This window comes from Streptomyces sp. CRN 30 (assembly GCF_034105845.1).
On sequence record NZ_JAVRHI010000431.1, the window covers coordinates 1 to 10,124 of the forward strand.

General features: G+C 72.0%; 8 protein-coding genes and 1 pseudogene. 1 reads left to right on the forward strand and 8 read right to left on the reverse strand.

Translation table 11 applies throughout. The features are described 5' to 3' along the window. Positions 1–619 precede the first annotated feature (619 nt). Complete coding sequence (locus UW392_RS46930) at positions 620–1,627, reverse strand: stage II sporulation protein M (protein WP_320781480.1); 1,008 nt, start codon at positions 1,625–1,627, stop codon at positions 620–622. A gap of 119 nt (positions 1,628–1,746) precedes the next feature. Here UW392_RS46930 and UW392_RS46935 point away from each other — a divergent pair, with 119 nt between their 5' ends. Beyond that, the gene (locus UW392_RS46935) at positions 1,747–2,673 is read left to right on the forward strand and encodes an RDD family protein (protein ID WP_320781481.1); all 927 of its coding nucleotides are present in this window, start codon (positions 1,747–1,749) and stop codon (positions 2,671–2,673) included. A gap of 17 nt (positions 2,674–2,690) precedes the next feature. Here the strand turns inward: UW392_RS46935 and UW392_RS46940 are convergent, their stop codons facing one another. The 7 genes and pseudogenes from UW392_RS46940 to UW392_RS46970 all read right to left on the reverse strand — a co-directional run. Beyond that, entirely contained in the window at positions 2,691–3,305 is a 615-nt protein-coding gene (locus tag UW392_RS46940) for a hypothetical protein (RefSeq protein ID WP_320781482.1), read from the reverse strand. A 159-nt stretch (positions 3,306–3,464) separates the two neighbouring features. Then, on the reverse strand, positions 3,465–4,922 hold the full coding sequence (gene ahcY / locus UW392_RS46945) for an adenosylhomocysteinase (protein ID WP_320781483.1): 1,458 nt from the start codon (positions 4,920–4,922) through the stop codon (positions 3,465–3,467). Positions 4,923–5,271: 349 nt separating this feature from the next. Continuing rightward, positions 5,272–6,249 carry a cation diffusion facilitator family transporter gene (locus UW392_RS46950; protein ID WP_320781484.1) on the reverse strand — a complete coding sequence of 326 codons (978 nt, stop codon included), beginning with the start codon at positions 6,247–6,249 and terminating at the stop codon, positions 5,272–5,274. 143 nt (positions 6,250–6,392) lie between these two features. After that, positions 6,393–7,544 carry a mannose-6-phosphate isomerase, class I gene (gene manA / locus UW392_RS46955; protein ID WP_320781485.1) on the reverse strand — a complete coding sequence of 384 codons (1,152 nt, stop codon included), beginning with the start codon at positions 7,542–7,544 and terminating at the stop codon, positions 6,393–6,395. Between the two features lie 111 nt (positions 7,545–7,655). Beyond that, positions 7,656–8,783 carry an SIS domain-containing protein gene (locus UW392_RS46960; protein WP_320781486.1) on the reverse strand — a complete coding sequence of 376 codons (1,128 nt, stop codon included), beginning with the start codon at positions 8,781–8,783 and terminating at the stop codon, positions 7,656–7,658. A gap of 157 nt (positions 8,784–8,940) precedes the next feature. Continuing rightward, positions 8,941–9,111 carry a Trm112 family protein gene (locus UW392_RS46965; RefSeq protein WP_320781487.1) on the reverse strand — a complete coding sequence of 57 codons (171 nt, stop codon included), beginning with the start codon at positions 9,109–9,111 and terminating at the stop codon, positions 8,941–8,943. Between the two features lie 139 nt (positions 9,112–9,250). Next, positions 9,251–10,124, reverse strand: a pseudogene (locus UW392_RS46970) (glycosyltransferase family 4 protein); the annotation flags it as partial.

Sequence of the window (10,124 nt, forward strand, 5' to 3'; positions counted from 1 at the left end):
CCCAGCGGATGCTGGAGACGGGGTATCAACATATCTGGCGTTGATTTTTGGCACGCTGTTGAGTTCTCAAGGAACGGACGCTTCCTTTGTACTCACCCGAGAGACTCTCTCAGGCTTTCCTCCGGGCGCTTCCCTTCGGTCTTGCGTTTCCGACTCTACCAGATCTTTCCGATCCGATTTCCTCGGTGCTTTCCAGGTTCCCGCTTCCGCGTTTCCCTTTCCGGCGGTTCCGACTCTATCAGATCCTTTCGGGCCTGTTTCCCAGTCGGCGGGATTTGCCTTTCGGCTGCTTCGAAGGCTGGCGCTTCCGCGTTTCCTTTTCGGCGTTCCCGACTTTATCAGAGGAATTGGACCGGACTGACCGGTCGTCCATTTCTCAATCATCGGGGCTTCATCGATGTCGATTCAATCGAGGCTTCGAGAAGCTGACAGACCTTCACTGCTGCCGACCGGGGAGGTCCCCTCTAGGCAACTGTTCGAATCTACCTCCCCACCCAACCCGTGTCAACAAGTCTTGCGAGGCGAAGAAGAGGTTAACAGCTCCGCGCGGGTGCTTGCACATCGGTGGCAGACGTGCGGTGCAGGTGCAGGTGCAGTTCGGAGCAGCGGGGACAGGTGCTCAGGCCGCCGTCGGGATGGCAGCGCTCCGCTCGGCTTCGTCGATGTCGCCGCTGTCGCCGGCCCGGACCGCGCGCCCGCCCAGGACGTAGACGTACGCGAAAAAGGCCAGCTCGGCGGCGACGCCGATGCCTATGCGCGCCCAGGTGGGCAGCCCGGAAGGAGTGACGAACCCTTCGATCGCACCGGAGATGAACAGGATCAGGGCCAGGCCCACCGCCATGCCCAGTGCGGCTCGGCCCTCCTCGGCGAGAGCGGAGCGCCGCGTGCGCGGGCCCGGGTCGATGAGGGTCCAGCCGAGTCGCAGGCCCGTACCGGCGGCCACGAAGACGGCGGTCAGTTCCAGGAGGCCGTGCGGGAGGACGAGACCCAGGAAGATGTCGAGCCGGCCGGCCGAGGCCATCAGCCCGATGCCCACGCCCAGGTTCAGCATGTTGAGGAAGAGGATCCACAGGACCGGCAGGCCGAGGAAGATGCCCAGGACCAGGCACATGGCGGCGGCCTGGGCGTTGTTCGTCCACACCTGGGCGGCGAAGGACGCGGCGGGGTGACTGGAGTAGTAGGTCTCGTACTCGCCACCGGGGCGGGTGAGCTCGCGCAACTCGTCGGGGGCGGCGATCGCGGACTGGACCTCCGGGTGGGTGCCGATCCACCACCCCAGGAGCGCGGCCACGATCGTGGAGAGGATCGCCGTGGGTATCCACCAGTGGCGTGAGCGGTAGACGGCGGCGGGGAAACCGTGCGTGAGGAAGCGTGTGGCGTCGCGCCAGGAGGCGTGGCGGGTGCCCGTCACGGTATTGCGCGCGCGTGCCACCAGCTGGCTGAGGCGTCCGGTGAGCTGCGGGTCCGGCGCACTGGACTGGATCACGGAGAGATGGGTGGCGGTGCGCTGGTACAGGCTGACGAGCTCGTCGACCTCGGCGCCGTCGAGTCGGCGCCTGCGGCTGAGCAGTGCGTCGAGACGGTCCCACTCCGCGCGGTGGGCGGACACGAAGACATCGAGGTCCATGGGGTGTGCTGCTCCTCGTCCTCTCGTACTGCGTGTCAGCTTGTCGTACTGCGGCGCGATGTGCCCTCAGCTTGGCAGACTGGCCGTTCACCGGGCAGGCCAGGGGAAGGGACGGGCACGTGAGTGAGCTGGTGACAGGTGAGGCGGTGGCGCTGGAGGTGCGCCCCGCGAAGCTGCCGAGCCGGGCGCTCGCCGTGGTGCTCGACCTGGTCGTGGCCGTGGTCGCCTACCTCGTCGTGACCATGGTCCTCGTCGCGTCGACGGCCGGTCTGGACGAGGCGGCGCAGGTCGCGGTATCGATCGCGAGCTTCCTGCTGGTGCTGGTGGGCGGGCCGATCGCGGTGGAGACGCTCAGCCATGGGCGGTCCCTGGGGAAGCTGGCGTTCGGGCTGCGGGTGGTGCGGGACGACGGAGGGCCGATCCGCTTCCGGCACGCGCTGGTGCGCGGTGCCGTCGGGATCGTCGAGATCCTCATGACGTTCGGCGTCATCGCGTGCATCGCCTCACTCGTGTCGGCGCGGGGCCGGCGGCTCGGTGACGTCTTCGCGGGGACGCTGGTCGTACGGGAGCGGGTGCCGGCCGGGGAGGGGCACTCGGTGCCTCCGCCGCCCCACTGGCTGGCGGGGAGGTTCTTCGCGCTCGACCTGTCCGCGGTGCCCGATGGCCTGTGGCTGGCCGTCCGCCAGTACCTGACGCGGATGCGGCAGCTGGACCCTCAGGTCGGGCAGGCGATGGCGGAGCGTCTGGCCTCCGATCTGGTCGCGCGTACCGGGTCTCCGGCGCCGGAGGGCGTTCCGGCGGCCGCCTATCTGGCTGCCGTCCTGCACGAGCGGCAGGCACGGGAGGCGCGGCGGGCGTTCGGAGGCGGTGGCACCGCGGTACAAGCGCCTCCGGCGGTGCCGCACCACGGCACGACGCACCACCCGCCGTCCTCGGGAGTGCAAGCAGTGGGGACGGCGTCGACGAGCGTCGGCCCCGCGACGGCATCGCACGAGACGGCCGGTCGGCCTGACCGGCCGAGCACGGGGTTCGCACCCCCTGCTTGAGGCAGTCGGCCGGCCGGTCAGTGGAACGTCGAGGGTGGTGACTCCAACTCCTCCAACTCGATGCCGGGGGCCGCGAGGACCACGTCGCCGGAGAGGTGAACGGTGTGCTGCTCGCCCGTGTCCAGGGCTGTGACCTGGTATTCGTCGACGGTCAGGGGGCCGTTGTCAGTGGCGTGTGCTTCTCTTCCGATCAGGGTCCAGGACTGGTCCACGGTGCGCGGGGCGAGGACCGGGTCGGTGAGGGCGACGAGGCGTACACGGGTCGCGGACGCTGAGGGGGTGAGGCGCAGGAGACGGGCGGTGGCGATCAGGAACGCCGGCGACGTGCCGGTGAAGGCGTGGGCACGGACACTTCCCTCGGTGGCGTGGGTGCCGGTGGGGTCGGTGCGGACCCAGGTGACTCCGTCGAGCGCGGCGCCCCGGACCTGCCAGCTCCCGGCGTGGCATTCCAGCCGGATGGGACGGCCCAGGTCGTCCAGGGAGAGGTCGACGGAGCCCGTGTCGTCACCGGAGGGGGCGGTCAGCCGGGAGACGTAGCGCCAGCCGGAGGGCCCGGGCGCGCAGTGGAAGTGCTCGTCGGCGAGGGGGGTGTGGTCGTGCGGGTCGTGCAGCGAATACCGGCCGCGGGGCATGGGATGTCCTGGGGTCCTGGATGAGGTGGGTGGGGCCGGCCGCGGGCCGACGGGGCAGGCCCCCGGCACCGGGGTGCGGGGGGCCTGTCGGGTGTGCTGCCGGTGCGGAGTGCGTCCGTGCGCGGAGGGTGCCCGGGCACGGACGCGCCCGCCGCGGGCTCAGTAGCGGTAGTGGTCCGACTTGTACGGGCCCTCGACCTCGACGCCGATGTACGCGGCCTGCTCGGGGCGGAGCTGGGTGAGCTTCACGCCGAGCGCGTCGAGGTGGAGGCGGGCGACCTTCTCGTCGAGGTGCTTGGGCAGCGTGTAGACGCCGGTCGGGTACGCGTCGGGCTTGGTGAACAGCTCGATCTGGGCCAGGGTCTGGTCCGCGAAGGAGTTGGACATCACGAACGACGGGTGGCCGGTGGCGTTGCCCAGGTTCAGCAGGCGGCCCTCGGAGAGGACGATGATCACCTTGCCGTCGGGGAACTTCCAGGTGTGGACCTGCGGCTTGACCTCGTCCTTGACGATGCCGGGGATCCTGGCGAGGCCGGCCATGTCGATCTCGTTGTCGAAGTGGCCGATGTTGCCGACGATCGCCTGGTGCTTCATCTTGGCCATGTCCGAGGCCATGATGATGTCCTTGTTGCCGGTCGTGGTGACGAAGATGTCGGCCTTGTCGATCACCTCGTCGAGCGTGGTGACCTGGTAGCCGTCCATCGCGGCCTGCAGGGCGCAGATCGGGTCGATCTCGGTGACGATCACGCGGGCGCCCTGGCCGCGCAGCGACTCCGCGCAGCCCTTGCCCACGTCGCCGTAGCCGCAGACGACCGCGGTCTTGCCGCCGATCAGGACGTCGGTGGCGCGGTTGATGCCGTCGATCAGGGAGTGGCGGCAGCCGTACTTGTTGTCGAACTTCGACTTGGTGACGGCGTCGTTCACGTTGATCGCCGGGAACAGGAGGACGCCGTCGCGCTGCATCTCGTACAGGCGGTGGACGCCGGTCGTGGTCTCCTCGGTGACGCCGCGGATCTCCGAGGCGAGCTGGGTCCACTTCTGCGAGCCGTCGGTGATCGTGCGGTGCAGGAGCTCGAGGATCACGCGGTGCTCGTCGGACTCGGCGGTCTCCAGGCCCGGGACCTTGCCGTCCTTCTCGTACTCGACGCCCTTGTGGACGAGGAGGGTGGCGTCACCGCCGTCGTCGAGGATCATGTTCGGGCCGCCGGTGGGGCTGTCCGGCCAGGTCAGCGCCTGCTCGGTGCACCACCAGTACTCCTGGAGCGTCTCGCCCTTCCAGGCGAAGACCGGGACGCCCTTGGGGTCGTCCGGAGTGCCGTCCGGGCCGACGGCGATGGCGGCGGCCGCGTGGTCCTGGGTGGAGAAGATGTTGCAGGAGGCCCAGCGGACCCGGGCGCCGAGGGCGACCAGGGTCTCGATGAGCACGGCGGTCTGCACGGTCATGTGCAGGGAGCCGGTGACGCGGGCGCCGGCCAGGGGCTGGGCCTCGGCGTACTCCTTGCGGATCGCCATCAGGCCGGGCATCTCGTGCTCGGCGAGGGTGATCTCCTTGCGGCCGAACTCGGCCAGGGTGATGTCGGCGACCTTGAAGTCCTGTCGGTTGTCGACAGTGGTCATGACGGGCTGCTCCTCGGATCGGGGGGCGAGGTGGGTACGGCTGGTCTGCGCGGCGGCGGGCACGGGTGCCCGACGGGGCACGGGCGTGCACCGTTGCGCGCAGCGCAGTCCGTCGGAGGCCCTCTCTCCCTCGGCCGGTCCGCGGTGGGACCGCCCGACCGCCATCAGCAGCGACGTCTGGCTCCGTTCCAAGCTACACCGGTCGGCCGCGCTGTCGGCAGTCCGCCCGGGAACCCCGACGGCCTCACCTGCCTCGGGGAACAACGGACGAGGGCCCGCCGAACGATGTCGGCGGGCCCTCGTCCCTCGGCTCGGCCCGGGGGCCGGATGTCCGCGGCGGGTCGTCCCGTCAGTGTTCCGTCGCCGGTACGGAGCCGCCGGGAGTGGCCTCGGGGTCCGGGCCCTCGGCGGCCGCGGCCTCGCTGTAGATGTCCGGTTCGAGGTAGATGACGCGGGCGATCGGGACGGCCTCGCGGATGCGGGTCTCGGCGGCGTCGATGGCCGAGGCGACCTCGGAGGCCGTGTCGTCGTGCTGGACGGCGATCTTGGCGGCGACCAGGAGCTCCTCGGGGCCGAGGTGCAGGGTCCGCATGTGGATGATGCCGGTGACGGTGTCACCGTCGACGATGGCGGTCTCGATCTTCCTGACCGCCTCGACGCCCGCCGCCTCGCCCAGCAGGAGCGACTTGGTCTCGACGGCCAGGACGATCGCGATCAGGACCAGCAGGACGCCGATGCAGAGGGTGCCGATGCCGTCCCAGACGCCGTTGCCGGTGGCGAGGGCGAGGCCGACGCCGCCGAGCGCGAGGACCAGGCCGACGAGGGCGCCGAGGTCCTCCAGGAGGACGACCGGCAGCTCGGGTGCCTTGGCGTGGCGGACGAAGTCCTTCCAGGACTGCTTGCCGCGGGTCTGGTTGGACTCCTTGATGGCGGTGCGGAAGGAGAAGGACTCCGCGATGATCGCGAAGACCAGGACGCCGACCGGCCAGTACCAGTGCTCGATCTCGTGCGGGTGGCTGATCTTCTCGTAGCCCTCGTAGATGGCGAACATGCCGCCGACCGAGAAGAGGACGATGGAGACGAGGAAGGCGTAGATGTAGCGCTCGCGGCCGTAGCCGAACGGGTGCTCCGGGGTCGCCTCGCGCTGTGCCCTCTTGCCGCCGAGCAGCAGCAGGAACTGGTTGCCGGAGTCGGCGAGCGAGTGCACCGACTCGGCGAGCATCGAGGACGATCCGCTGAAGAGGAACGCCACGAATTTCGCTACCGCGATCGCGAGGTTGGCGGCGAGTGCCGCCACGATCGCCTTGGTGCCGCCTGACGCACTCATGTGTCCGGGCCGTCCCTTCGGTTGCTCTGCTGTCGGTCGTCGGCCGGGCGCTGCCCGCCGTGTGCGCAGGGCATCTTCGCAGCCCGGGCCGACTACGACAGGCGAGAACTTCGATGGGTCTCCCAAGAAGTGGTAATGACTTGTTAAATGATTACCGAGGCGCGGAAAAACGTTCCGCCGCCGGTGACCTCGGCCTTCTCGCCCGCCGGGACGAAGACGGACGCGCCGGGGGCGAGTGCGTGCTCGCCGGCCTGTACGGAGCCGGCCGTGCACAGCAGGATCTGCGGGGCCTCGGACGTGAGGTCGTGGGCGGGGGCGCCCTCGGCGCGGACGTACCGGGAGAGGCGGAACTCGTCGATGGGGGTCTCGTAGACCTCCTCGCCCTCGGGCGAGGCCTCCGGGCGCAGGACGCCGGGGTCGCTCGCCTCGAAGCGGACGACGCGCAGGAGTTCGGGGACGTCGACGTGCTTGGGGGTCAGGCCGCAGCGCAGGACGTTGTCCGAGTTGGCCATGATCTCGACGCCCAGGCCGTCGAGGTAGGCGTGCGGGACGCCCGCGCCGAGGAACAGCGCCTCGCCGGGCTGGAGCCGGACGTGGTTGAGCAGCATGGCGGCGATGACGCCCGGGTCGCCCGGGTAGTGGCGGGCGATGTCCGCGTACGGCGCGTGGGCGCCGCCGAGGCGCTCGCAGGCGTCCGCGGCCTCGGCGACCGTACGCGCCATGTCCTCGGGGTCGGCGGACAGCACCGCGGTCAGCACCTCGCGCAGCGCCGCCTCCTCCGGCTGGGCGTGCAGCAGGTCCACGTACGGCTTGAGGGAGTCGACCCCGAGGGCGGCGAGCAGGTCGGCGGCCTGCTCGGGGCTCCGGAAGCCGCACAGGCCGTCGAACTCGGTCAGGGCGCAGATGAGCTCGGGCTTGTGGTTGGCGTCCTTGTAGTTGCGGTGGGCCGCGTCGGCCGGGACGCCGCGGCGCTCCTCGTCCTCGTACCCCTCCCTGGCCTGCCCGAGGTCGGGGTGCACCTGGAGGGAGAGGGGGGCGCCGGCGGCAAGGATCTTGAGGAGGAAGGGGAGGCGCGGGCCGAACTTCGCGACCGCCCGCGGGCCCAGCTCCCGTTCCGGGGCCTCGTCGATCACCTCGGTGAGCGGGCCGCGCGGGGTGCGTGAGGGGGCGCCGGGATGGGCTCCCAGCCACATCTCCGCCTGCGGTTCGCCGGTCGGCTCCGTGCCGCACAGCCGCGGGATGGCGGTGGTCGAGCCCCAGGCGTAGGGGCGGATCGTGTTCTCGAGGCGGTCCATGAGGTGTCTTTCTCGCTCCGTGGTCGGGCGGGCCGCGGCGTCGTACGCGCCCGCGGGGTCCGTACGGTGGTGGCCCGGCCCCGGCCGGTGAGCCCGGGGCCGGGATACAGATCAGGCCCTCGAAGCGAGCGCCAGGTAAACGGCGGCGAAATCCGTGACGGCGATCAGTTCCGCGAGGGCCTGGAGGTCGCCGCCCTCCTCGGGTTCCAGTTCGCTGATCGCGGCGTCGTGGCCGAGGGCCAGTTCGCGGGCGGCCGGGGCGGCGCTGAGCCCTCCGGTGGGCCGGTCGCGCAGCAGCACCACGCGCGCGTGGAGGGCGGCCGGCTCCTCGACGCGGTCGCGGAAGAAGTCGTCGGGGTCGGCGCCCGCGGCGAGGGCGCCGGACAGCAGCGCCATGTGCGAGGCGAGCGCCTCCGGCAGCTGTGCGGCGAGGGCGGGGCGGCCCGCGAGCTCGGCGAGGGCGGCGGCGAAACGGCGCCCCACGGGGCCGGCGCCGGAACCCTCGGTCCAGATGAGCGGGAGCGTCTCGGCGAGTTCGCCGGCGAGGGTCTTGGCGGGGTTGCCGTACGTGGCGACGGCCGGGCCGCAGCGTTCGGCGACCTGGTCGAGGCGGTCGGCGATCTGCTGCAGGGTGTCGGGGGGCGCGGTGATCAGACCGGTGCGGTCGAGGAGCACGAGCAGGGGGGTGAGCAGCGCCCACAGAATGCCGGGGGAGGCAGCCGCCACGGGCTCGTCCTGGTCGTACGGGGCGGTCGCCATCGGGACGCAGAGGCCGTGGGCGCCGTCCACCGCCTCGGTCACCGGGGTGCCGGCGGGGGCGACGGCGACGACCGTGCAGCCGCGGCGGTAGGCCTGGTCGACGAGGAGGCCGAGGCCCGGTTCGCCGCCGTCGGGGGTGGCGACCAGGAGCAGGTCGAGGGAGCCGGCCCAGCCGGGCAGCTCCCAGCGCAGCGCGCCCGCGGCGGGGGCCACACCCGTGGAGTGCAGCCGGGTCACCGGGCAGCCGGAGCCCACGAGCGAGCCGAGGAGGTCGGCGACGCCCGCGGAGGCGATGCCGGGGCCCGCGACGAGCACGGCGCGGGGGCGGCCGTCGGGCCGCAGGTCCGGGATGCCGGCCTCGGTGGCCAGGCGGACGGCGGTCCGGACCCGGGCACCGGCCTCGGCGGCGCCGCGGAGCAGACCGCGGCGGTCCGCCTCCTCCAGGGCGTCGGGCGTGTCGAGCAACGATTCGTCGAGCATGGACGGCAGCCTCCGTTCGCCGGGGGACCCTCGTCGCCGGGTGCCCTCGCGCACCCCGGCGTCACCGCGTACGTGTGTCGCACGGCGTGCGGTACGCGTACCCCGTTACGCGCTCCGCTCCGCCCCCGCGGCACACCGGCACCTCACCCGGTGGTGCTCACCCGGGGCGGCGGGCCTCGTCGACGAGCAGGACGGGGATGCCGTCCCGGACCGGGTACGCGAGGCCGCAGTCCTGGCCCGTGCAGACCAGCTCGCTCTCCTCCTCCTCGATCGGGGCGTGGCACGCCGGGCAGGCGAGGATCTCCAGGAGGCCGGCTTCGAGCGGCATGGGGCTTGTCCCTTCGGACGGACGGATGCGGCCTGGTCAGCGTACCGCTGCGGGCCCCGGGCACGGGGCCCCGCGACGGCGGCGGGCGGGCGGTCCCGCGGCAGGTCGTCCGGTGTGCCCTGCGCGGCCCGCGGCGGTGTCATTCGCCGGTCGTGTCGCGGGCACGGAACGCCAGGTTGTTGGTGACGGTGAAGTAGGGCTCCACCCGGGTCCGGCCGCGGGCGGGGTGGACGTGGTACGCCGCGGGGAAGACGTCCGTCTTGTTGCGGTCGACGATGTCGCCGCCGATACGGCCGAGCGGCACGGGGTCGCCGTCGGCGCCGCGGTGCAGGAACAGGTCCCAGACGTCGGTCTCCTGGCTGCGCAGGCCCAGGGCCCGGTCGTGGTCGAGGGTGAAGGAGAAACGATTGTCCTGAAGGGCGCGGACAGGGGTGGTGAAGTCGAACTCCGTGCCCTGGCGGGACACCGCGACGACGGACGCGTCGTCGAGCGGCCCTGCGGCCCCGGCCGTCAGCAGCGTCGCGGTGACGGTGACGCGGTCGTCCTCGACGCGGAGGGAGTCCACCTCGGCGTGGGCGGGCCGCTGCCAGGCGCGCAGGGCCAGGAAGCCGTCGGCCGTGGTGTACGGGAGGGCCGTGGCGACCGTGCCGTGTCCGGTCAGCGTCGGCCGGCCGACGCGCCGGGCGCGCTCCGCCGGCCCGGACAGGAGCCGGAAGCGGCGCTTGCCGCCGCGCGGGACGACGTAGCAGTCCCAGCGGCCCTCGGCCAGGGGGTGCTCATCGGGCCGCAGGGTCACGCGCAGGTCGTGCAGGTCCGGGGCGGTGGCGACGTCGGGCACCGGCAGCGTGACCGCGCGCCCCTCGGGGTCCCTGCGCAGCCGGGCGACGAAGTCGAGCGGTCCCGGGGGCAGGGTCGCCGCCTCCAGCCGGACGCTGATGCCGCCGGAGTCGGTGGAGCGGGCGGACGCGACGGGACGGTACGCGGGAGCGGGGTCGGCCGCCGACGGTGCTCCG